Here is a 20,565-nt window from a genome sequence, read left to right as displayed (position 1 = left end):
CGAGTGACATACACTGCGCGGCCGTTTTTTAACCGGAACCTGGAAGACATGAACAACACATCCCCAGCCCGTGCCTGCGGCATCGACTTCGGCACGTCCAACTCCACCGTCGGCTGGATCCGCCCCGGCGAGGAGACGCTTATCGCGCTGGAGGACGACAAGATCACCCTGCCGTCGGTGGTGTTCTTCAACTTCGAGGAGCGCCGCCCGGTATACGGTCGCCTGGCGCTGCACGAATACCTGGAAAACTACGAAGGCCGGCTGATGCGCTCGCTCAAGAGCCTGCTGGGTTCCAAGCTGATCAAGCACGACACCAGCGTATTGGGCACGGCCATGCCGTTCACCGACCTGCTGGCGCTGTTTATCGGCCAGCTCAAGAGCCGCGCCGAAGCCAACGCCGGTCGCGAGTTCGAAGAAGTGGTGCTGGGCCGCCCGGTGTTCTTCGTCGATGACGACCCGATGGCCGACCAGGAAGCCGAAAACACGCTGGTGGATGTGGCGCGCAAGATCGGCTTCAAGGACATCTCGTTCCAGTACGAGCCGATTGCGGCCGCGTTTGACTATGAGTCCACCATCGAGAAAGAAGAGCTGGTGCTGATCGTCGACATCGGCGGTGGTACGTCTGACTTCTCGCTGGTGCGCCTGTCGCCGGACCGTCGTCACAACGACAACCGCCAAAGCGACATCCTCGCCACCGGCGGCGTGCACATCGGCGGTACCGACTTCGACAAACAGCTGAGCCTGCAAGGCATGATGCCGCTGTTCGGCTATGGCAGCCGCATGAAAAGCGGCGCCTACATGCCCACCAGCCACCACATGAACCTGGCCACCTGGCACACCATCAACTCGGTGTACTCGCAAAAATCCCAGCTGGCCTTGGGCAGCATGCGCTACGACATCGAAGACACCGGCGGCATCGACCGCTTGTTCAAGCTGATCGAACAGCGTGCCGGGCACTGGCTGGCCATGGAAGTGGAAGAAACCAAGATCCAGCTGACCCACGAAGACAGCCGCCACGTGGCCCTGGACCGCATCGAAAAAGGCCTGAGCGTCGACCTGAGCCGGGCATTGTTCGAGTCGTCCATCGACGCGTTGCTGGAGCGTGTGCGCAACAGCGTCACGCAACTGCTTAACGATGCCTCGGTGAGCGTGGCCCAGGTGGACACGGTGTTCTTCACCGGCGGCTCCAGCGGCATTCCGGCACTGCGCCACAGCATCTCGGCGATGCTGCCGAATGCACAGCATGTGGAAGGCAATATCTTCGGCAGTATCGGCAGCGGTCTGGCGATTGAGGCGAGCAAGCGTTACGGCGCAATGGAGTAGATCGTTCCCACGCTCCGCGTGGGAATGCATCCTGTGACGCTCCGCGTCACGACTTCAACAGCGGACGCAGAGCGTCCAGGGCAGCATTCCCACGCAGAGCGTGGGAACGAGCTAACGGGCCAGTTAAACCATCCCCGCCAGCTTCAACTCACTCTTCAAATACGCATAATAAATCGGCCCCGCCACCACACCCGGCAGGCCGAATGCGGCTTCAAACACCAACATCGCCAGGAGCAATTCCCAGGATTTGGCACTGATCTGCCCGCCGACGATGCGCGCGTTGAGGAAGTACTCGACCTTGTGGATCACGATCAGATACCCCAACGCCGCCACCGCCACCCAGATCGACAGCGACAGCGCGACGATGGTGATCAGGGTGTTGGAGATCAGGTTGCCGATCACCGGCAGCAGGCCGACCAGGAAGGTCAGCACGATCAGGGTTTTGGTCAAAGGCAGGTGAATGCCGCAGAGCGGCAACACAACCGCGAGAAAAATCGCAGTGAAGGCCGTATTGAGCGCGGCAATCTTGATCTGGGCGAAGACGATATTGCGAAACGCCTGGACCAACAGGTGCAGGCGGTCGAACAGCGCGGCCGCCAGGGGTTTGCGCTTGGTCAGGTCGGGCACTCGCTGCAGGGCGATAATGGCGCCGAGCACCATGCCGATCAGCAGGGTGACGAACATGTGGGCGGCGTCTTTGCCGACCAGTTGCAGCTCGCTCAGGTGTTTGCTCAGCCAATCGCCGATGGCCACGCGGAATTCGGCGGCACTGGCGGGCAGGTAGGCGTCGACGAACGGCGGCAGTTGCCCGCGCGCGCGGTCGACCACGCCCATGAATTTGTCCAGGGAAGCCCCGGGGTTTTCCGCTTCGTGGAGCAGAAAGCTGATGGCGCCGGCAAAGATCAGGGTCAACACGCTGACGATCAAGGTGCCCAGCAACGCTACTGCCAGCCAACGCGCACGCCGGCCTTCGATCAGCCGCTGCAACTGCGGGGTAAGCATGTTGACCAGTTCATAAACCAGCAGGCCGGCCAGCAAGCTCGGCAACAGCTTGAGCGGCAGGACCAGCAATAGCCCGCCGAAAATGATGACGCAACTGACCAGCAACAACACGTGACGCTGAGAAAACGTTGGCATACAGCCTCAAAACGAACGGCGTTAAAGGATGGGCAGTCTGCCAGCCTTGAGGGAATCAAGCGAGAGGTCTGAATTGCGAACACCGTCAGTGTGGGAGCTGGCTTGCCTGCGATGGCATCACCTCAGTCTGGCTGATGCACCGCGGCGTCTGCATCGCGGGCAAGCCCGACTCCCACATGGGATCTATGTTGTTAGCTGCCTTTGAGGCAGGTGCTCATAAAGGTTTTACGCGCATCGCCAGCCAACGCCTTGGTTTTCGCCGAGGCATTGCAGTCTTTCATTTTCTGCTGCTGTGGGGTCAGGGTCTTGGCATCGTTGGCAGCTGGCGCCGACAGGCAGGTCTTCATAAAGGCCTTGCGGTCATCACCTTTGAGCGTCTTGGTGGTCGCTTGTGCATTGCAGGTGGTCATTTTATTTTGCTGGGCTGTGGCAGCGAAGCCTTGGGAACACAGCAGCAGGCCCATCATCAACAACGGAATACGCAGCATCTTCATGGAGTTTTCTCCCTGTTACCGCACCAAAGGGGCACGGCCTACGCAGCAGTGTAGTCAAAACCTGTTACATCTTCAGCGTCCGCGAATATTCGACCGTCGGTACTGCTCCGGGGTGCAGCCGGCGTGACGCTGGAACATGGCGATAAACGCCGAGGCCGTGCTGTAACCCAAGTCAAAGGCTACATGTTGCACGCTGCGGTCGCTGTCCAGGGCTTCGATGGCGGCAAGATAGCGCAGGCGCTGGCGCCATTCGCCGAAGCTGATGCCCAGCTCGCGCACAAATTGGCGTGCCAAGGTGCGCTCACTCACATGCACCTGCTCCGCCCACTGCGCCAGCGGGCGATTGTCGCCAGGGTCGGCCTGCATGCCTTCGAGCACGCCGAGCAGCCCGGGGTGGCGCGCGTAAGGCAGGAAGCAATCATGCATCGGTGCCTGTTTGAGCTGGTCCACCAGCACCTGGGCCAGGCGTATATCGGCCTCACTTTGAGGAACATTGACGTCACGCTGGGCAAAATCGCTGAGGATCGCCTTGAGAATGTCACTGATCGCCAAGGTGCACGGCGCCTGCGGGAGTTGCGCGCACAATGCCGGGGCCAGGCCCACGGAGCGATACACAATCGCCTGGGCGTTGTAGGAGCTGTGCTCGGTATTGGGTGGGATCCACACCGCGTACTGCGGAGGCGACATAAAGCGGCTGCCGGCCACCTCCATGCGCATCACGCCATTGGCCGAATAGTCCAGCGAGCCCCAGCCATGCCGGTGCGGCGTACACTCGGTGTCGGGCGCAAATTCGGAGTAGCGGAAGTAGACCGGACTCGGCAGGCTGCGAAAATCCGCGAGGCGTACGGTGTGTCTGGCCATATTGTCTGGATACAAAGGTCGGTTGTCTGGATCGCAGTATAGGCTTCTATCCAGACAGGGGGATAATCGCGGCTCATCAACACACCTGGTTTCTTTCGATGCAATACGCGTACCCCCTGCTGGCCATCTTTATCTGGGCCGGCAACACCGTGGTCAACAAACTGGCCGTGGGCTCGATCTTCCCCGCAGAAATCGGCTTTTACCGCTGGTTGCTGGCGGCATTGCTGTTTACCCCATTCATGCTCAAGCCGGTGCTGGCCAACTGGGCGCTGATCCGCCCGAACCTGGGCAAGATCTTCATCCTCGGCGTGCTGGGCATGGCGGTGTATCAAAGCCTGGCCTATTACGCCGCGACGCTGACCAGTGCCACCAACATGGGCATCATCCTGTCGCTGATGCCGTTGATGTCGCTGACCGCTGCCATCATCAGCCTCGGCCAACGCCTCACCTTCGGCGCGCTGACCGGCGCAGTGCTGTCGTTCGCAGGCGTTGTCGTAGTGGTATCAGCCGGCAGCCTCGGCGCGTTACTGCAACATGGGCTCAACCTGGGTGACGCCATGATGCTGTTCGCCACCCTGGCCTACGCGGTCTACAGCACCTTGCTGAAAAAATGGCATTTGCGCCTGCCGCCGCTGGTGTTGCTGTATTTGCAGATACTGGTGGCGGTGGTGGTGCTGCTTCCGCTGTTCCTGTTCTCGGCCAAGGCCGGCTTGGGCTGGGCGAATATCCCACTGGTGCTGTACGCGTGCCTGCTGGCGTCGATGCTGGCGCCACTGGCGTGGATGCACTCGGTGAAACACCTGGGGCCAAGCCGCACCACACTGTTTTTCAACTTGCTGCCGTTGATTACCGCATTGATTGCGGCGGTGGTGCTGAAGGAAAAACTGGCGATGTATCACTTGGTCGGCGGCTTGCTCACCTTGGGTGGGGTGATTTTGTCGGAGCGCTGGATTACGCCGGTGCGCCGTGAGGTTGGCGTCGCCTGACAGATCGCTATCGCAGGCAAGCCAGCTCCCACATTCGACCGGGTTCCAACTTTGGAATGGGGCCAACTGTGGGAGCTGGCTTGCCTGCGATGAACGATAACCCGGTCTCCCGGTTAAACCCCCGCCGCCTTCAGCCGCCGCGCATGCTCGACAAACAACCGGATCGGCTCGGCGCCCTTGCCCACCAACCCCAAGGATTGGTTGACGATATCGAAGTGATCCAGGGCGTAGTCATCGCCGATGACCGTGCCCAGGTGCGAGCTGTAGCGCCCGACCATGCCGTCACACTGGCCCTTCTCGCGCACAAAGCTGCGGGCGAACAACCGGCAACTGCGATTCGTGCCGTCCAGCAGGTTGCGCCCACGATCGGTCTTGCCCGGCTGCAAGGTGCCGGACCACGAGTAATAACGCACGCCATTGACCACTTCGGCGCCCTGCCCGCCCCAGGTAGCGGGCAGCCCTTGAGGATACTGGCGGTTAAACAACGCCACACCGGCACTGGTCAGCGAATGGTGCGAAGCCTCTAGATCGGCCTTGAAGCGCGGGCCGCGATAGCCGGTTTCCAGCAGGCCCATCACCCAGGCAACCAGGTGAAACACCGCGCTCATGAGCCTGCCTTTCACGCTGTCAGCCGGGTAATGGGCGTGGATATGGTCCGCCAGCTCCGAGCCATGGTTGGGGCCAGCCACCGACGTCACTGACGCCACCCACTCCGGGCGCCTGGCGGCGGCATAACGCGCGGTGAGCGCGCCCTGGCTATGGCCGATCAGGTTGACCTTGTCGGCGCCGGTCTCGCGACGAATCTGCGCAATGTGTACCAGCAACTGCTCGCCACGCACCTCGCTGGAATCCAGCGGCGCCACCTGAACGGCAAATACCTGCGCCCCACCCGCCCGCAGCGCCGGGACAATCCCGTACCAGTAAGGGAAAAAGCCTACGCGCACAAAGCCCAGCATGCCGGGTACCAGCACCAGGGGGTAACGCGTGGCGAGGGAATCGGGCATAGGGCGGACATCCTGGTAGGGGAAGCGATAACGCCATCCTAGACCACCCGACATGACTGCCCCATGACTGTGCCGTTTAGAAGTGTCCGGTCAGGCGGTGTGAAATCCGATAAAACTTTTTGCGCTGCCCGGGACTCACAACTTGGAGTGATCACGCCGACAGAGCGTGGCGCAAAACCGGATTAGCACCAGGAGATTGAGATGACCCAAGCAAACTTGACCGACGTTGCAACCCTGCGCAGCCGCGCCCGCCAGCACGTCGAGAACGGTGCCGTGACCGAAGGCTACGACGCCGACCGTGAGGAAATTATCCGCCTGCTCAATGAGTCGCTGGCCACTGAACTGGTCTGCGTGTTGCGCTACAAGCGTCACTACTTCATGGCCAGCGGCCTGAAAGCCAGTGTCGCGGCCGATGAGTTCCTGGAGCACGCCACCCAGGAAGCAGAACACGCCGACAAACTGGCCGAACGCATCGTGCAGTTGGGCGGTGAGCCGGAGTTCAACCCCGACCTGCTGTCGAAGAACTCCCACGCTCAATACGTGGCCGGCAACACCCTGAAGGAAATGGTCTACGAAGACCTGGTGGCCGAGCGGATCGCGGTGGACAGCTATCGCGAAATCATCCAGTACATCGGTGATAAAGACCCGACTACACGTCGAATCTTCGAAGACATCCTGGCCCAGGAAGAAGAACACGCCGATGACATGGCGGATATTCTGCAGGACCTGTAACGCGCTTCACCGCTGAACCCCATGTGGGAGCGGGCTTGCCCGCGATAACAATCTAACAGTCAGTGCCTGTATCGACTGTTACAGCGCTATCGCAGGCAAGCCAGCTCCCACATTTTTTTGCGCCGGGTCCTGATCGTTCCCACGCTCCGCGTGGGAATGCATCCAGTGACGCTCTGCGTCACATCCCCTCTAGGAGCGGACGCCTTACTTAACGGTTTTCGGCGCCTTGCCTTCCTTCATCTGTTGCAGCAACGGTGCGCACTGGTTGGGCTCATCCCCGCTCGGAGCGACCAACGCCAGCAACCCGGCAGCCGGGCCGGCGATCACACCCAGCGCGACCATGCCGGCACCCCGCAACATCAGCGGCACGGCCTTTACACCCGCATTAGGCTTGATAAACGGGCCATTGACGTACAACGGTGAACGCAGGGAGAACAAGCGAAAGCCCTTGGACTCTGGCGTGATGGTCAAGTCCAACTGCTCGGTCGCCATGTTCGCCGTGCCATCGATATAGATAATCGCGTTCTCGGTATCGAACACAAACAGCCGCGTCGTCGCCAAACCCGTCTTGATGCCAAAGTCTGCCGCCGCGCAGTTGATCTTCACTTCCTTGTCGCCAAACAAGCGGCCCACCACGTAGTTGCCCACGTTGAGCCCGGCAATTTCCATCAGGCCGCGGCTGATGGCGCCGTCATTGATCAGCATTTTCAGGTCACCGTTGGAGGTGCCCAACAAGGCCGCCACGGAGTTGCCGCGCCCGGAAATATCAGCGTCGCCGTTGAGCTCACCAAAGCTGGTCTTCATCGGTTCGAACGTCGGGAACAACTGTTTGAGCTTGAAGTTGCGTGCAGTCAACCTGGCACGGCCTTCCATTGGCGTGATGCGCCCGTTCAAGCGAATCTGCGCATCCAGCTTGCCACCCGCCACGCCAAAGCGCAGGGGTTGCAGGCTCAGCTCGCCATCGTTGAGAACCAAGTGGGTGTAGAGGTCGGTGAACGGCAAGTCGGCGCTGTGCACGATACGTTTGCCGGTGAATTCCACGTCGGCGTCCATGTCGCGCCAGCGCTCGGTGCGGAACTCTTCCACCGGCAGCACTTTGGTCGCCGGTTGCTTGCTCTCGCCACCACGGGCCTTCTGTTTGGCGTTGGAGTCGGCACCGATCAACGGTGCAAGGTCGGTCATCAGCAGTTGGTTGGACACCAGCGTACCGCTGAGCTTGGGGCGTGGCTGGCTGGCGACGTAGCTGAGGTTGCCGTGGATATCACTGTTGCCGATCTTGCCGTTGAAGTTTTCATAGGTGAATGACGCGCCGCTGGCCTCATGCAGCTTGGCGATCAGATGGCCGTCGGTGGAATAGGCCGGAGAATCGGGCAGCGTCACGCCGGTCAGCGGGTAAAGGTTGCCCAGGCTACTACCGGACAGTTTCAACCGCAGGTCCAGGGCGCCAAGGTTCAGCGGATCGGTCAGGGTGCCGGCCAGTGCGATGCTGGTGTCGGCGATTTTCACTTGCGCTTGCAGCGGGAACGGCTTGGCCGCGTCCTGCAAGGCCAACAGCCCGCCTATCTTGCCGGTGCCATCGAGTTTCTGGCCGTGGTACTGGCCTTTGACCTTGAGGCCGAATGCGTAGTCCTGCGGCGCCGAGCCTTTTTCCAGGGCCTTCTTGGCATCCGCGTCGCCGACGATTTCACCGAAGGGAATCGGCTTGCCAAGCAGGTCGATGATCACATCCAACTGGGTCTTGAGGGTTTGGTCGTCGAGGGTCACGTGGCCCTTGTCGAAACCGATGGAGCCGATGTCCACCACCCAGCTGGAAGGCTCGGCGTTGGGGTCTTTGGGGTCGAACTTGAAGGTCCAGTTGGCGCGACCGTCGGCAAGGCGCTGCAAGTCGGCGCTTGGCTCGGTGAGGTCGATACGCGGGATCACCACGCGCTGAGCCAACAGCGCCAGGGGCGAGATGCGCAGCTCAACGCGTTTGAGCGTGACCATCTGCGGTTTTTTTGACCAGTCCGGGTTGCCCAGGGTCAGGTCTTCGGCAATCACGTGCGGCCACGGCACCCAGGCACGCCAACCGCCTTCATCGGCCTCGCGCGCCCACACCACGGCGAGGTTGCCATTAATGGCAAACGGGCGATGCAATTCTTCGGAGACCTTGGCATTGAGCGGCGGCTTGATGCGGTTCCAATCAAAGAACACCAGCACCAAGACCACGATAGCGATTAACACAGCGAAGCTGGCGCAGCTCCAAAACACGATTTTACGAGTGCGCGTCATTGCACAGGACTCCTCAACACAGATAGCAAAACTAAAGCTTATAAGGCTACGACTGGCAAACCGCCGGGGGGTTTAACCCGATCAGCGATTTAGTCGCAAAAAGCCACATTCCTGATCGACAAGACAGTTTTCATCATCGACAGCGCACCATTGTTACCCAGGTTCGTGTCGAAAATACCCACCACGGTGCAAAAGCGCGGGCTTGAGAGGCGCGTTCTAGAGCCTCTGCGGGGAACAATCAATTCTGTTGATTATTACCATTGTGTTTATGAACTTTTATATCGACTTCTCGAGAGTAACATTAGCCCTGTACCCACTTTATCGCCCTCCCAAGGAGCAACCCATCATGAAACGCCAAATACTCGCTACTGTTCTGCTGTCGGTCCTGGCTTCCAGCGCATTTGCCCTGCCAGCCGCTGAACAAGCTACCCCACAGAACAAAGCTCAAGCCGTTCAGTCGAGCCAGACCCTGGCCCGCAGCGGTTCGCAAGAAGACGAAAACCGTGACTACGCCAAAGGCGCCGTTGCTGAAAACGGTCGCAACCGCCTGGAAGAGAAAGGCCTGGTAGAAGGTGGCGCTGAACAAGCCAACAAACGTGCTTACACCGAAGGCGTTGCTGAAGGTGGCCGTGATCGCCTGGAACAAAAAGGCCTGGTAGAAGGCGGTGCTGAGCAAGCCCACAAACGCGCTTACACCGAAGGCGTTGTTGAAGGCGGTGCTGACCGTCTGCAAGAACTGCATCAAGCACAGAGCTAACCCCGTGGTGGCCGAGAAAAAAGCCCGATCTGAAGATCGGGCTTTTGCTTTTATCTGACGCTTATCTGAACTGCATCACACCCCAACACCCCGCCAAGTTCGACGTAGCTGAAGCTGTTTTGCTAGAGTGCGTCGCTGTACTTGCCGACAAAGCCCGCCCGCCAATGCTGCCCCGCGCCGAACAGAAGCAACAGACCCGCCTCGCCTTGATGGACGCAGCCCGCCATCTGATGGAGTGTGGCCGTGGGTTCGGCAGCCTGAGCCTGCGCGAAGTGGCCAAGACCGCCGGGATTGTACCGACCGGGTTCTATCGTCACTTTGAGGATATGGACCAGCTGGGGCTCGTGCTGGTCAGTGAAGTCGGCCAGACCTTCCGCGCCACCATTCGCCTGGTCCGTCACAACGAGTTCGTGATGGGCGGCATCATTGATGCCTCCGTGCGGATCTTTCTGGACGTGGTTTCAGCCAACCGTTCGCAATTCCTATTCCTGGCCCGCGAACAATACGGTGGCTGCCTGGCCGTGCGCCAAGCCATCGGGGCGCTGCGTGAAGACATCACCAGCGACTTGGCTGCCGACCTTACGTTGATGCCCAAGCTCCAGCACCTGGATGCCGACGGCTTACATGTGATGGCCGACCTGATCGTCAAGAGTGTGTTCGCCACCCTGCCCGACATCATCGACCCACCGGCCCAGGCCCTGCCTGCCCACCTTACGCCCCAGGCGAAAATCACCCAGCAACTGCGCTTTATCTTTATCGGCCTCAAGCATTGGCAAGGGCTGGGCAGCACCGAATAAGCCCGGTCAGCCCGCCGTGTGGAAGCGCTTGGCGGTGGTGTAGTGCTTTTTCCAGTAGCTGTTGCTCAATGAATCGATACGCACGCGTTTGCCGGTGCTGGGCGAGTGGATGAATTTGCCCTTGCCGATATAAAGGCCGACATGGCTGACCTGTCCGCGCCCATTGCCTTTGAAAAATACCGCGTCGCCGGGCTTGAGCGCCTCGCGCTGAACAGTCGCGGCGCTTGATCGATGCATTTCTGTGGTGGTGCGCGGCAGGCGGATATTGGCTTCGGTCTTGAACAGGTAGACCAGGAAGCTGCTGCAATCAAACCCCTGGTTAACCTTGGTACCGCCGCTTTTATACGGCGTGCCGAGCAACTCATGGGCACGATCGATCACGTTGTCGATGGTGGCGGAGGGTTCGAAGGCCACAGGCGCTTTTAAATTGGCAGAGGCCGGTATGACGGCGCAGGACAAGCTGAGAATAAGTGAAACCAAAAATACTTTGAACATGATCGGCGTCGCAGAGGATTAAACACGGCGCACATCGTAATGAAACAGCGCGTAACTTTTTGAACGGCAAATCCTTCAATCACGTAGGACAAATCCGAGAAAAATCCAGTGCGAAACAGGTGAAGGAAATTTCATCCTTCACGCAACGGTTCTCAACGAAAAGCGCCCCCATCCAGTGCTATAAATCCAATAGCGCACCAATTTGAAGCGCTACCGCCATTGGCTGACGCCCTATTCGGTGGCATGTCCGTGCTTGCCTACAGGGATTTCCCGCCCATACACACGGTTGGCAAGCCCCTTGCTCTAGCTCATTTATCGCTCATAGCTGGAAGCCTCCTGATGCTGGTGATCCACCGCCGAATCGCCCCCCAAGCCCTCTGGGCCGCCGAACTGCTGCTGAACTTCGAAGCCCGCAGCAAAAGCCGCCTGCGCTGTTTCAGTGCCGACGGCGAAGACGTCGGCCTGTTTCTGGAGCGTGGCCAGCCGCCGCTGCACGATGGCGAATGCCTGCAAGCGGAAGACGGGCGCGTGGTACGCGTGGTCGCCCGCCCTGAACAGCTGCTGCACGTGACCTGCAGCAACGCCTTTGAACTGACCCGCGCGGCGTATCACCTCGGCAACCGCCATGTGGCCTTGCAAGTCGGCGACGGCTGGCTGCGCCTGCTCGATGACTACGTACTCAAAGCCATGCTCGAACAGCTCGGCGCCACCACGCAAACCCTCGAGGCTCCGTTCCAGCCGGAACACGGTGCCTATGGCGGTGGCCATCATCATTCGCGTCATGGCGATGAAGACTTCAATTACCCGCCCAAACTGCACCAGTTCGGCGTGCGTCTATGAACCCAGCCTGGGCGCTGTTGCGTCTGGCCAGTCCGCAATTGCCGATTGGTGGCTACAGCTATTCCCAAGGCCTGGAGATGGCGGTGGATAACGGCCGCGTCAATGATGCAGCCAGCGCCCGGCGCTGGATCAGCGACCAGTTGCTGCTCAACCTCGCCCGTTTTGAAGCGCCGCTGTTGCTCGCCCATTGCCGCGCCGCCGCCGAACAGGATTGGCCGCATTTGGCGCAGCTGTGCGAAGAGCACCGCGCCAGCCGCGAGACCCGCGAGCTGTATCAGGAAAGTCGCCAAATGGGCTATTCCCTGCAACAGCTGCTCAACGGTTTACCGGAGCTGGACGACGCCGCGCGCCACTTTCTGGCCCAACGTGATGAACCCCACCTGGCCCTGGGCTGGGCTTTGGCCGCCCGCGCTTGGCATATCAACCCCGATGACGCCCTGGCCGCGTGGCTGTGGAGCTGGCTGGAAAACCAATTGGCGGTGCTGATGAAAACCCTGCCGCTGGGCCAGCAAGCCGCCCAACGCCTGACCAGCCAATTGCTGCCCCTGTTGCAACAAGCCCAGCAGGACGCGGCACGCATCGACCCTCCCCATTTCGGCAGCGCCGCGTTCGGCCTGTCCCTGGCGTGTATGGCCCATGAGCGCCAATACAGCCGCCTGTTCCGTTCCTAGGAGACCTACATGAACACACAACCTTTGCGTGTCGGCATCGGCGGCCCAGTGGGCTCCGGCAAGACCGCCCTGACCCTGGCGCTGTGCCTGGCGCTGCGCGACCGCTACAACCTAGCGGTGGTCACCAACGATATCTACACCCGCGAAGACGCGGATTTTCTGGTGCGCAACCAGGCACTGGCGCCCGAGCGCATCATCGGCGTGGAAACCGGCGGCTGCCCGCACACGGCGATTCGTGAAGATGCCTCGATCAACCTCGAAGCAGTGGACCAACTCAACCGCCGCTTCCCCGGCCTGGACCTGATCCTGGTGGAGTCCGGCGGCGACAACTTGTCGGCCACGTTCAGCCCGGAACTGTCAGACCTGACCATCTACGTGATCGATGTGTCTGCCGGTGACAAGCTGCCGCGCAAGGGCGGGCCCGGTATTTGCAAATCCGACTTGCTGGTCATCAACAAGATCGACCTGGCGCCCCTGGTCGGCGCCTCGCTGGAACTGATGAACAGCGACACCACACGCATGCGCAACGGTAAGCCCTTTGTGTTCAGCAACCAGAAAACCGGCATCGGCCTGGATGAAATCGTCGCCTTTATCGAACGTCAGGGTTTGCTGACTGCAGCCTGATCACACCCCCAAAAGGAGCCTGTATGGGACTCAACAAAATTCTTGCAACCGCCGCCCTGCTGCTGGCACCGGCCCTTGCCTTCGCTCACCCCGGGCATGGCGATAATGGTCTGGTGGCCGGTATCAGCCACCCATTGGGCGGTATTGATCATTTACTGGCCATGGTCGCGGTTGGGTTGTGGGCCGCGCAGCAACAAGGCAAGGCGCGCTGGGCACTGCCTTGCGCGTTTGTCGGCACCATGCTGGTGGGCGGCCTGCTCGGCTTTGAAGGCCTGGAACTGCCGGCGCTGGAAAGCGGGATTGCTGCCTCGGTACTGGCGCTGGGCTTGGCGGTAGCGCTGGCAGTGCGGCCGCCGTTGTTTGTGGCGGTGGCGGCGACGGCGTTGTTTGCGCTGTTCCACGGCGTGGCGCACGGCCTGGAGCTGCCGGACATGTCCAGCCCGTGGGCGTATGCGGCCGGCTTTGTGGCCGCGACGGCGGCGCTGCATGCTGCCGGGTATGCGGTGGTGCGTTTCCTGCCGGCTGCTGCGGCGCCGCTGGTACGGGTTGCCGGGGCAGCTTCGGCGGCAACCGGGGTTTGGTTGCTGGCGGGCTGATTGGCGGCGCTGCTGAGGGCACCATCGCAGGCAAGCCAGCTCCCACCTTTGACTGTGTTCACAGATCCAAAGGTGGGAGCTGGCTTGCCTGCGATGGCGGTGGCACAAACACCACAGAACTCAAGCCTGCTACCATGCGCGCCTACACCTCTGCCGTGACGACGCCAGCCGATGCCCATTGCTTCCCATCCTTCCTTGAATGCCGTGCTCACGCACTTCCACACCCTGATCGTGCCGCTGTGGCAAGGCCCGGGCTGGAACGCCGAGTTGGCGTTGCCCTACGAGGCCGTGGACGCCAATCACCAGCCATTGCCCCCGCAACGCTACCGCGCCATGGCCTGCGCCCGGCAGTTGTACCTGTTCGCCAGCCTGATCGGCGAGCCGGGTGCAGCGTTTGCCGAAGAGCGTGCAGCGGCGCTGTTTCGTTCGCTGCAACGGCATTTTCATGATGCCGAACACGGCGGTTGGTTCTACAGCATCGACGCCCACGGCAAACCGCTGGACAAGCGCAAAGACCTCTACACCCACGCTTTCATCATCTTCGCCTGCGCCCACTATTGGGCCAAAGTACGCGAGCCGTTGGTGGAGTCGGTACTCGATGCGGCCCTGGCCGTGGTCGCCGAACGTTTCGCCACCGGCGACGGCCTGTACGAAGCCGTATTGGAGCGCAACTGGTCATCGCTCAAGTCCGGCCCACTGCAAAACCCACTGATGCACCTGGCCGAAGGTTTCCTCGCCACCCTGGCCGTGCGTGAAGACGCGATCACCCAGGATGCGTTGCTGGACCTCGCCACCGCCCTGCAGAAGCGCTTCATCGACCGCCAGCACGGCGTGATGATGGAAAAACCGCTGGGCGCTGTGGATAACTGGTTTGAGCCGGGACACCAGTTCGAGTGGTTCTTTTTGCTCGACTCTTCAGAGGTACTGCGCGGCACACCCTTGCATGCCTCGCTGACGCGGGCATTTGCCTATGCAGAGCTTAAGGGTGTGGATAAGTTAAGTGGCGCGGTCAGCGGCATGCTCGCGCTGGATGGCAGCGTGCGCGACGGCACGCAACGGATCTGGGCACAGGCTGAATACCTGCGGGCGCTGACCTTGCGGCCGGGCAGTGAAGCGGTGTTGCAACGCCAATTGCTGGCGCTGCAGCAGAACTTTTTGCATGAGAAAGGCTGGCATGAATGCCTGGATGCCAAGGGCGCAGTGAGCCGGCGGGATATGCCGTCGACTACACCGTATCACTTGGCGACCTGCTATCAGGGCCTGATCCAGCATCTGGGTTGACCTTTAGTGCCTCATCGCAGGCAAGCCAGCTCCCACATTTTGATGTGTGAACACAGTCAAATGTGGGAGCTGGCTTGCCTGCGATAGCGGTCTACCTGACTGTCATGCAATCCACTTGCGATCCCCAGTAAAACTGATCGTCAGCCAGCGCGCCGCATCCGGCGTACCCAACCCTGTGGATATCTCCTCACGCAGCCCATCAAGCGTCGCCACGTTAGCCACCGGGTAATTGGCCGGCAACACCACATGAATCTCGATAAACCGCGCCCGCCCGTGCTTTTGCACGTAAGACACGTAGTCATCAAAACCGTGCCTGGCCTGGGCGGCATCCATCACTTCGCGCACTTTGTCATCCAAGTGGTCCGGGGCAATGCCCAGCACCTCACGCAACGCCGGGCGCAGGATCTTGAACGCCGGCGCCAGCATGCTCAGGGCCAGCAGAATCAGGATCAATGGGTCGACATACACCGCCCACTCGCCATAGCCCTGGGACTTGAGCAACAGCGCAGCGAGGAAGCTGATCAGCAAGCCCACCGACAGCATCGCGTCCACCAGCCAACTGATGTTGTCGAACTGGATCAGTGAAGATTTGAGCTTGCGATTGCGATAGCGCACATAGAAGAAGTAGGCAAACTCGACCACGGTAAACACTGCCGCGTAGACGATCACCAGTCCCAACTCAATCTCACGCCCGCCATTGATGATGCCGAACACACCGTTGAGAAACGCGTAGATCGCGATCAACAACAAGAAGCTGCCTTCGATCAGCAGCACCATCGGTTCCAGGTGCCAGTAGCCGAACTGGAAACGCTCGTTGCTTTTCTTGGCGATCAGCTTGGCCGTGATCAGCATCAGCACCTTGATGGCGGTGGCGATCAGCGAGAAAAAGCCGTCGAACAGAATGGACTGGGCGCCAGATATCACACCCGTGACAATCCCGGCGATCGCGACCGCGAACATCAGAATCGTCGATTGTTTGAGCAGTGCCTGCTCACCTCGGTTACTCACATTTCCTCCCGTCAAAACCTTTAAACCGCACAGTGCGGAGGGGTTTTCAGGCGTGGAGTGTACCTTATGTCCTGTTTTGGCCGATTTGACGCCTTCTGAGACACTGGAAAACCTTGTGGCGAGGGAGCTTGCTCCCGCTGGGGCGCGAAGCGGCCCTAAGATTTTGGGGCCGCTGCGCAGCCCAGCGGGAGCAAGCTCCCTCGCCACAACAACAACAACAACAACAACAACAACAACAACAACAACAACAATCAGTTTCAGCCCTTGGCCCCACGCTCAATCGCAAACCCAGCCCAGGTCTGGCTCACCGGCATCAGCTCCAACCGGTTGATGTTCACGTGCGCCGGGGTATTCATCACCCAGAAGATCGTGTCGGCAATGTCCTGCGGCTGGATCGGCTCGGCACCGGCATAGGTCGCGTCATAACGCGCCTGGTCACCGCCAAAGCGCACCAGCGAGAACTCGCTCTCACACAGGCCAGGCTCGATGTTGGTCACGCGCACGCCGGTGCCTTGCAGGTCGCAACGCAGGTTCAGCGAGAACTGCTTCACGAACGCCTTGGAGCCGCCATACACGTGGCTGCCCGGGTACGGGTAGTTGCCGGCGATGGACCCCAGGTTGATGATGCCGGCGCCACGGCCGTGGGCGATCAGGCGCGGCAACAGCAGGTTGGTGGTGGTCAGCAGGCCTTTGATGTTGGTGTCGACCATGGTTTCCCAATCGTCGAGGCTGCACTTGGGCGCAGGGTCGGTGCCCACGGCCAGGCCGGCGTTGTTGATCAGCCCGCGTAGCTTGGCGAACGACGGCGGCAGGTTGGCGATGGCCTCTTCCATACCCTTGCGGTCACGCACGTCCACCACCAGGCCATGCACTTCGGTCTGCTTGGAAAGCTCTTCGACCAAGGCATTTAAACGGTCAGCACGACGGCCGGTAAGTACCAGTTTCCAGCCAGCGTCGGCAAAACGACGGGCGCAAGCTTCGCCAAAACCAGAGGTGGCGCCAGTAATAAACAGCGTGTCGGACATGGTGTTCTCCTTGCGGGCATCGGAAAAAAAACAGCCAGCAGAATGCCCTTACGCCGCGATTGCAGCAACCGCTAAGCGTATAACTTCATACACGGCTGGTTGTTTTTTGATCACATCAGGCAAAGCCTTATAGAACGTGGCGTGCAGCCATATGCACGCAGGTTATCCACAACTGCGCCCACAGTCTTTGGGGGCAAGTGTAAAAAGCGCCAAGCCGCTCTATACAAGGCTTGCAGACGATTTCAGAAAGTTTTTTGCTTGACCTTGGCCAAGGCGTATGTAGCCCAATGGCAAGAGGGAAAATCCGAACGATGGCTCCAGGCCAGTCATTCCGGCCTCTGCGGCCGTCTTTCCAGAGTTTAGTCACAGACTTATCCACAGGCTGTTCCGACATAAATCAGTCATATACCTGTGTCTTTAAACAGGTTGACAAAGCCCTCGGCAGGCCACCAAAAACTGGCTGATCAATAAACAACCACCACGCTGCAAGCCCCGTTTTTAAAGGCTTGCAGCCAGCTACTCCCACGTTACCCACAGCCGGTTCCACAGCGGATGGGGACAAGTCAAAACTGTGACAAAACAGGGATTTGCGGCGGCTATATGTCGCGCTTTGGAGGGTCTCTGGATTTGTTTTCCACAATTTGGCGGGAGCACTGAAAACACCCCAAAAACACCTGTGGATGATCGTTCCCACGCTCCGCGTGGGAATGCAGCAAAGGACGCTCCGCGTCCCCAAGCGTGACGCGGAGCGTCACAAGAGGCATTCCCACGCAGAGCGTGGGAACGATCAGGGGCAGGGATCAATGCCCGCCGAGGTAGGCGTTGCGCACTTCCTCGTTCACCAGCAACTCCTTACCGGTGCCCGTCAGGCGGATCTCGCCGTTAACCATCACATACGCCCGGTCCGACAGACGCAGCGCGTGGTTAGCGTTTTGTTCCACCAGGAAGATAGTCATCCCGGTGGCCGCCAGCTCGCGCAGTGTGGCAAAAATCTGCTTCACCACAATGGGCGCCAGGCCCAGGCTCGGTTCGTCCAGCAACAGCAACTTGGGCCGGCTCATCAGCGCGCGGGCGATGGCGAGCATTTGCTGCTCGCCACCCGACATGGTCATTGCGCGCTGGGTGCGCCGCTCCTTGAGCCGAGGAAACAGCTCGAACATGCGCTGCATGTCTTCCTGCGCATACTTGTCACCAATCGGGATGGTGCCCATCAGCAGGTTTTCCTCGACGGTCATGTCGGGGAACACCCGCCGCCCTTCCGGCGACTGCGCAATGCCGTTGGAGGCGATGTAGTGGGACGACTTGTGGGTAATGTCGACGCCGTTGTACAGAATTTGCCCGGACTCGGCGCGCGGCTGGCCGAAAATCGACATCAGCAGCGTGGATTTACCCGCGCCGTTGGAGCCGATCAGGCTCACGGTTTCGCCTTCGTTAATGTGCAGCGAGACTTTTTTCAGGGCCTGGATCGGGCCGTAAAACACGTCCAGGTCCTTCATTTCGAGGATAGGTGCACTCATACCAGCTCCTCTTCGTCTGCGCCCAGGTAGGCGGCAATCACTTTCGGGTCGTTGCGGATCGCGTCCGGGCCGCCTTCGGCGATCACGTTGCCGTGGTCGAGCACCACGATGTGGTCGGAAATACTCATCACCATGCCCATGTCGTGTTCGATCAGCACCACTGTCAGGTCGTGTTCGTCGCGCAGCAGGCGAATCATCGCGCTGAGGGCTTCGGTTTCCTGCGGGTTGAGGCCCGCCGCCGGTTCGTCCAGGCAGATGATCTGCGGCCGGGTGCACATGGCGCGGGCGATTTCCAGGCGGCGTTGCTGGCCGTAGGAAAGCTCACCGGCCAGGCGGTTGGCGCAATCGACCAGGTCCACCACTTCCAGCCAATAGAAGGCGTGGTCGAGGGCATCGCTTTCGGCCTTGCGGTAGCCCTTGGTGTTGAGGATGCCCGCCAGCATGTTGCGGTTGACCCACATGTGCTGGGCCACCAGCAGGTTTTCCAGCACCGACATTTCCTTGAACAGGCGAATGTTCTGGAAGGTCCGCGCCAACCCTGCGCGGTTGACCAGGTGGGTGCCGCCGAACATCTTGTAGTACACGCGGCTGAAGAAGCTTTTTGGCGATACAAAGTCGACGGCCTTGAAGCGTTCGCCGAGCAACTGGATCACGTTGGTCTGCTTGCCACGAATGTTCAGTTCGATCTTGCCGCCGCTGGCTTTGTAGAAGCCGGTGAGGCAGTTGAACACCGTGGTCTTGCCCGCGCCGTTGGGGCCGATCAGGGCGAAGATCGAGTTGCGTTTGACCTTGAGGCTCACATCGCTCAAGGCCTTGATGCCACCGAAGTGCATCATCAGGTGTTCCACTGAGAGGACGACTTCTTTGCTCATGGCGCCACTCCTTTACGTGGGGTCACACCGGTTCGGCTGATGCGGATCAGCCCGCGTGGCCGCCAAATCATCATCACCACCATCAACACGCCAAACAGCAGCACGCGGTATTCGGAGAAGCTGCGCAGCAACTCCGGCGCGACGGTCAAGACGAACGCCGCAATCACCACACCGACTGTCGAGCCCATGCCGCCCAACACCACGATGGCCAGGATCAGCGCAGACTCGAAGAAGGTAAACGACGACGGGTTGACGAAGCCCTGATAGCTGGCAAAGAACACCCCGGCCAGCCCCGCAGTCGAGGCCCCGATAGTGAACGCCGAAAGCTTGACCAGCACATGGTTCAGGCCCATGGAACGGCAGGCGATTTCATCTTCGCGCAAGGCTTCCCAGGCGCGGCCGACCGGCATACGGGTCAGGCGGTGCTTGATGTACAGCACGGCCAGCACCACCAGGAACAGCACGATGTAGATGAACATGAACTTGATGTTGGGGTTGTAATCGATGCCGAAGAACTCGTGGAACGGAATCCCGCCATCCTTGGCCTTGCGCCCGAACTCCAGGCCGAGAAAAGTCGGCGAAGGCACCGGCATACCGTTGGGGCCACCGGTGAACGACAGCCAGTTGTTGAGCACCAGGCGGATGATTTCACCAAAGCCCAGGGTCACGATGGCGAGGTAGTCACCGTGCATTCGCAACACCGGGAACCCGAGTATGCAGCCCGCCAGCGCGGCAGCGATGGCCGCCAGGGGCAACACACTCCAGAAGCCCAGGCCCAGGTATTGATAACCGAGCGCCAGGCCGTAGGCGCCGATGGCGTAGAACGCCACGTAACCCAGGTCGAGCAAACCGGCCAGGCCCACCACGATGTTCAGGCCAAGGCCGAGCAACACGTAGATCAGCCCGAGAATCACCACGGTCAGCAGGTACTTGTTGGCGAAGATCGGGAACACGATCGCGATCACGATCAGTGCCGGGATGATCCAGCGCAGCCGCGATTTGTAGTCCGGCGGCAACACGTGCACGCCGGAGCCACTGCTCTCGAAACCCTGCAGGATCTTCACGCCCTTGGGGGTTTGCAGGAACAGGCTCAAGGCAAAGCGCCCGGCCATCACGATGGCGACCAACGTGGCCACCCGCGCAGGCTCGAGGTTAAAGCTATAGCCGTCGAGGACCACGCCGACGATCGGGCCGAACACGATCAACGAAATCAGCCCGGCAAGGACCGTATCGACCACACTTTTCTTGATATCGATAGATTTGGCAGCAGACAT

Annotated in this window: 21 protein-coding genes; 10 read left to right on the top strand and 11 right to left on the bottom strand. The window is 60.2% G+C overall.

Going from position 1 to position 20,565, the window contains the following annotated elements; translation table 11 throughout:
* The first annotated feature begins 48 nt into the window (after window positions 1-48).
* Window positions 49-1,323 (top strand): Hsp70 family protein, encoded by a 1,275-nt coding sequence (locus tag AOA62_RS06010; protein ID WP_099548114.1) that lies wholly within the window; start codon window positions 49-51, stop codon window positions 1,321-1,323.
* Window positions 1,324-1,446: 123 nt separating this feature from the next.
* On the opposite strand, the gene AOA62_RS06005 is transcribed toward AOA62_RS06010, so the two are convergent.
* From AOA62_RS06005 to AOA62_RS05995, 3 genes are all read right to left on the bottom strand, one after another.
* Window positions 1,447-2,460, bottom strand: coding sequence for an AI-2E family transporter (locus tag AOA62_RS06005; protein ID WP_017136784.1), 1,014 nt, complete (start codon window positions 2,458-2,460; stop codon window positions 1,447-1,449).
* 191 nt (window positions 2,461-2,651) lie between these two features.
* A complete protein-coding gene (locus AOA62_RS06000; RefSeq protein WP_017136785.1) occupies window positions 2,652-2,954 on the bottom strand; it encodes a PsiF family protein in 303 nt (100 codons plus the stop codon).
* Between the two features lie 72 nt (window positions 2,955-3,026).
* Window positions 3,027-3,815, bottom strand: coding sequence for a helix-turn-helix transcriptional regulator (locus AOA62_RS05995; RefSeq protein WP_017136786.1), 789 nt, complete (start codon window positions 3,813-3,815; stop codon window positions 3,027-3,029).
* Between the two features lie 98 nt (window positions 3,816-3,913).
* Here AOA62_RS05995 and AOA62_RS05990 point away from each other — a divergent pair, with 98 nt between their 5' ends.
* Window positions 3,914-4,801 (top strand): DMT family transporter, encoded by an 888-nt coding sequence (locus AOA62_RS05990; protein WP_099548113.1) that lies wholly within the window; start codon window positions 3,914-3,916, stop codon window positions 4,799-4,801.
* A gap of 113 nt (window positions 4,802-4,914) precedes the next feature.
* On the opposite strand, the gene AOA62_RS05985 is transcribed toward AOA62_RS05990, so the two are convergent.
* A complete protein-coding gene (locus AOA62_RS05985; protein ID WP_099548112.1) occupies window positions 4,915-5,805 on the bottom strand; it encodes a triacylglycerol lipase in 891 nt (296 codons plus the stop codon).
* A 201-nt stretch (window positions 5,806-6,006) separates the two neighbouring features.
* On the opposite strand from AOA62_RS05985, the gene AOA62_RS05980 reads away from it, so the two are divergent.
* Window positions 6,007-6,537: a bacterioferritin gene (locus AOA62_RS05980; protein ID WP_017136789.1), complete on the top strand. Its 531-nt coding sequence runs from the start codon at window positions 6,007-6,009 to the stop codon at window positions 6,535-6,537.
* A 204-nt stretch (window positions 6,538-6,741) separates the two neighbouring features.
* Here the strand turns inward: AOA62_RS05980 and AOA62_RS05975 are convergent, their stop codons facing one another.
* Entirely contained in the window at window positions 6,742-8,808 is a 2,067-nt protein-coding gene (locus tag AOA62_RS05975) for an AsmA family protein (RefSeq protein WP_099548111.1), read from the bottom strand.
* A gap of 346 nt (window positions 8,809-9,154) precedes the next feature.
* Here AOA62_RS05975 and AOA62_RS05970 point away from each other — a divergent pair, with 346 nt between their 5' ends.
* Both AOA62_RS05970 and AOA62_RS05965 read left to right on the top strand, forming a co-directional pair.
* The gene (locus AOA62_RS05970; RefSeq protein ID WP_099548110.1) at window positions 9,155-9,565 is read left to right on the top strand and encodes a hypothetical protein; all 411 of its coding nucleotides are present in this window, start codon (window positions 9,155-9,157) and stop codon (window positions 9,563-9,565) included.
* A 164-nt stretch (window positions 9,566-9,729) separates the two neighbouring features.
* Complete coding sequence (locus tag AOA62_RS05965; RefSeq protein ID WP_017136792.1) at window positions 9,730-10,362, top strand: TetR family transcriptional regulator; 633 nt, start codon at window positions 9,730-9,732, stop codon at window positions 10,360-10,362.
* 6 nt (window positions 10,363-10,368) lie between these two features.
* Here the strand turns inward: AOA62_RS05965 and AOA62_RS05960 are convergent, their stop codons facing one another.
* Complete coding sequence (locus AOA62_RS05960; RefSeq protein WP_017136793.1) at window positions 10,369-10,857, bottom strand: C40 family peptidase; 489 nt, start codon at window positions 10,855-10,857, stop codon at window positions 10,369-10,371.
* A gap of 339 nt (window positions 10,858-11,196) precedes the next feature.
* Between AOA62_RS05960 and ureE the strand changes: the two genes are divergently transcribed.
* The 5 genes from ureE (at window position 11,197) to AOA62_RS05935 (ending at window position 14,869) form a co-directional block, all read left to right on the top strand.
* Complete coding sequence (ureE, locus tag AOA62_RS05955; RefSeq protein WP_017136794.1) at window positions 11,197-11,697, top strand: urease accessory protein UreE; 501 nt, start codon at window positions 11,197-11,199, stop codon at window positions 11,695-11,697.
* Window positions 11,694-12,368 carry an urease accessory protein UreF gene (locus tag AOA62_RS05950; protein WP_099548109.1) on the top strand — a complete coding sequence of 225 codons (675 nt, stop codon included), beginning with the start codon at window positions 11,694-11,696 and terminating at the stop codon, window positions 12,366-12,368. Before ureE ends, AOA62_RS05950 begins: the two co-directional genes overlap by 4 nt.
* A gap of 9 nt (window positions 12,369-12,377) precedes the next feature.
* Window positions 12,378-12,992, top strand: a complete 615-nt coding sequence (ureG, locus tag AOA62_RS05945; RefSeq protein WP_017136796.1) for an urease accessory protein UreG — start codon at window positions 12,378-12,380, stop codon at window positions 12,990-12,992.
* Window positions 12,993-13,015: 23 nt separating this feature from the next.
* On the top strand, window positions 13,016-13,588 hold the full coding sequence (locus AOA62_RS05940) for a HupE/UreJ family protein (protein WP_017136797.1): 573 nt from the start codon (window positions 13,016-13,018) through the stop codon (window positions 13,586-13,588).
* A 171-nt stretch (window positions 13,589-13,759) separates the two neighbouring features.
* Window positions 13,760-14,869: an AGE family epimerase/isomerase gene (locus AOA62_RS05935; protein WP_099548108.1), complete on the top strand. Its 1,110-nt coding sequence runs from the start codon at window positions 13,760-13,762 to the stop codon at window positions 14,867-14,869.
* Window positions 14,870-14,971: 102 nt separating this feature from the next.
* On the opposite strand, the gene AOA62_RS05930 is transcribed toward AOA62_RS05935, so the two are convergent.
* The 5 genes from AOA62_RS05930 to livM all read right to left on the bottom strand — a co-directional run bounded on the left by AOA62_RS05930 (window position 14,972) and on the right by livM (window position 20,565).
* Window positions 14,972-15,877, bottom strand: a complete 906-nt coding sequence (locus AOA62_RS05930; RefSeq protein ID WP_099548107.1) for a cation diffusion facilitator family transporter — start codon at window positions 15,875-15,877, stop codon at window positions 14,972-14,974.
* A gap of 257 nt (window positions 15,878-16,134) precedes the next feature.
* Window positions 16,135-16,902 (bottom strand): SDR family oxidoreductase, encoded by a 768-nt coding sequence (locus AOA62_RS05925; protein WP_017136080.1) that lies wholly within the window; start codon window positions 16,900-16,902, stop codon window positions 16,135-16,137.
* 800 nt (window positions 16,903-17,702) lie between these two features.
* Window positions 17,703-18,419, bottom strand: coding sequence for an ABC transporter ATP-binding protein (locus AOA62_RS05915; protein WP_069786861.1), 717 nt, complete (start codon window positions 18,417-18,419; stop codon window positions 17,703-17,705).
* Complete coding sequence (locus AOA62_RS05910) at window positions 18,416-19,291, bottom strand: ABC transporter ATP-binding protein (RefSeq protein ID WP_017136078.1); 876 nt, start codon at window positions 19,289-19,291, stop codon at window positions 18,416-18,418. The genes AOA62_RS05915 and AOA62_RS05910 overlap by 4 nt, the downstream gene beginning before the upstream one ends.
* A complete protein-coding gene (gene livM, locus AOA62_RS05905; protein WP_017136077.1) occupies window positions 19,288-20,565 on the bottom strand; it encodes a high-affinity branched-chain amino acid ABC transporter permease LivM in 1,278 nt (425 codons plus the stop codon). Before livM ends, AOA62_RS05910 begins: the two co-directional genes overlap by 4 nt.

It is taken from the genome of Pseudomonas sp. 2995-3, from assembly GCF_002742565.1.
In the GTDB taxonomy this organism is placed as follows: domain Bacteria; phylum Pseudomonadota; class Gammaproteobacteria; order Pseudomonadales; family Pseudomonadaceae; genus Aquipseudomonas; species Aquipseudomonas edaphica.
The sequence above is the reverse complement of the archived record's forward strand: the minus strand, read 5'-3'. Positions and strand labels throughout refer to the sequence as shown.